The sequence below is a fragment of the Facilibium subflavum genome, assembly GCF_003574485.1.
In the GTDB taxonomy this organism is placed as follows: Bacteria; Pseudomonadota; Gammaproteobacteria; order Francisellales; family Francisellaceae; genus Facilibium; species Facilibium subflavum.
The window spans coordinates 1-1,725 of sequence record NZ_QLIT01000154.1 but is presented as its reverse complement, the minus strand read 5'-3'; the positions used below and the strand labels follow the sequence as shown (position 1 = coordinate 1,725).

3 protein-coding genes are annotated in these 1,725 nt (G+C 39.2%); 2 read left to right on the top strand and 1 reads right to left on the bottom strand.

Annotation, left to right across the window (positions count from 1 at the left end; genetic code table 11):
* The coding region (locus tag DNK84_RS15070; RefSeq protein ID WP_162902350.1) for an IS66 family transposase at positions 1-135 on the bottom strand (135 nt) is incomplete at its 3' end.
* A 407-nt stretch (positions 136-542) separates the two neighbouring features.
* Between DNK84_RS15070 and DNK84_RS09435 the strand changes: the two genes are divergently transcribed.
* Together DNK84_RS09435 and DNK84_RS09430 are read left to right on the top strand one after the other, a co-directional pair.
* Positions 543-842, top strand: a complete 300-nt coding sequence (locus DNK84_RS09435) for a transposase (protein ID WP_119344280.1) — start codon at positions 543-545, stop codon at positions 840-842.
* Positions 758-1,723, top strand: a complete 966-nt coding sequence (locus DNK84_RS09430; protein ID WP_119344279.1) for an IS3 family transposase — start codon at positions 758-760, stop codon at positions 1,721-1,723. The genes DNK84_RS09435 and DNK84_RS09430 overlap by 85 nt, the downstream gene beginning before the upstream one ends.
* Positions 1,724-1,725 lie beyond the last annotated feature (2 nt).

The window sequence follows — 1,725 nt, the reverse complement described above, 5'->3', positions numbered from 1 at the left end:
TTCAAATATCTCATCAACAATCGGTTGTACTTTTTGGCCCAATTGCATTAACCAGCGACACATGCTGTTTCTTGGGATTGAAATATCCAGGCCCCGCCAGATTGACTCCTGGCGATATAAGGGTAAGTGATTAATGGCACTAAGTTAAGCCGCATTTTTGTATAAACCTCGAGCTTTTTTTAGTGGGGGATATGCCTTTGTTCTGCGTTTTCTGCACCGAGGCTCTTTGCGTCCTGGCCTATTGTTGACCTGTTTATGGATAATCATTTTAAGGGAAGCGCACAAAATAACTTCCCGACCCCAAGTTAAACATTAGTCACCAAAACCGCAACAATAAAATCAATTACCCGCTTAAGAAAATAAACTTTTTTGCTGTCAGAACTTTACAGACCAGATGTGGCCGTTATTCTTATGCTTTGGCGTAATGATAATAATTTGAATGACAATGGACTACATGAAGTATATCTCAGTAGAAGACAACATGAAAAAGTGACCTACCCCTAGAAAATGGGACACAGAATCCCGCAGGCTAGGAGGAATAAATGAGCTATACAAGATACAGTGCGGATTTTAAAAAAGAAGCTGTTAAATATGCCCTGGAATCAGACTTAACAAGTAAAGAAATTGCAGCAAATTTAGGTGTAAAATATAAAACACTGATGAGCTGGATAAGTGCGAGTATGAAAAAGCCAACGACCCAAGCAAAACCTGTTGATTATAAGTCAAGTTACCAAGAAATGTCGGCAAAGTATGCTGAATTACAGAAAGAATTAAAGCAGACAAAGATGGAGCGCGACATATTAAAAAAGGCGGCGGCGTACTTTGCCAGCCAAAATATGTAAAGTACGCGCATATACAAAGTAACAGTGATAAATATCCAGTAGGCATACTTTGTAAAGCCATGGGTGTTAGTAAGTCAGCATATTACAGGTGGGTACGAACTCCAATAAGCAAGCGTGACCTTATTCATTTTGAATTAGATGAAGAGATCTATGGTGTATTTATAGCGCATCAGGGCAGGTATGGTGCTCGCCGTATTTATGAAGACTTGAAAGACAGGGGGTTTAAGGTAACAGAATCAAAGATATCAGAGCGAATGAAGCTAATGGGTCTGATTTCCAAGCAAGCCAAACGTTTTATAAAGACGACAGACGCACAGCATAATCAATATGTAAGAAGTAACCTGCTACAACAAGACTTTACTGCAAGTAAAGCAAATGAAAAGTGGGTAACGGACATTAGCTATGTTCCTACTGATGAAGGCTGGATGTATTTATGTGTGATAATTGATTTATTCTCTCGAATGGTTGTTGGCTGGTCTATGGCAGATCATATGCGTGCTGAACTTTCTGTTAATGCTTTAGTCATGGCAACATTTAACAGAAAGATGCCTAAGGATGTCATTGTGCATTCAGATAAGGGATCGCAGTATGCTTGTAAAACATTCCAAGAAGAAATTGAGAAGCGCAAGCTAATCTCCAGCATGAGTGGTAAGGGCTGCTGTTATGATAATGCTGCATGCGAAAGTTTCTTTGGCACATTAAAGGTTGAGCTTTGTGATGATGAGCGTTACAAAACGATCGAACAAGCTAAGTCCTCAGTATTTGAGTATATTGAGTCCTATTATAACCGGAAAAGGAGGCATTCAACGATAAATTACATGACCCCAAAGCAATTTGAAGATACAATGAAATTCAACAAGAAAAAGAGCCCATCCATCTAACT

Coding starts and splice junctions, on each gene's coding strand:
- DNK84_RS09435 (WP_119344280.1), top strand. CDS start 543: ATGAGCTATACAAGATACAGTGCGGATTTTAAAAAAGAAGCTGTTAAA.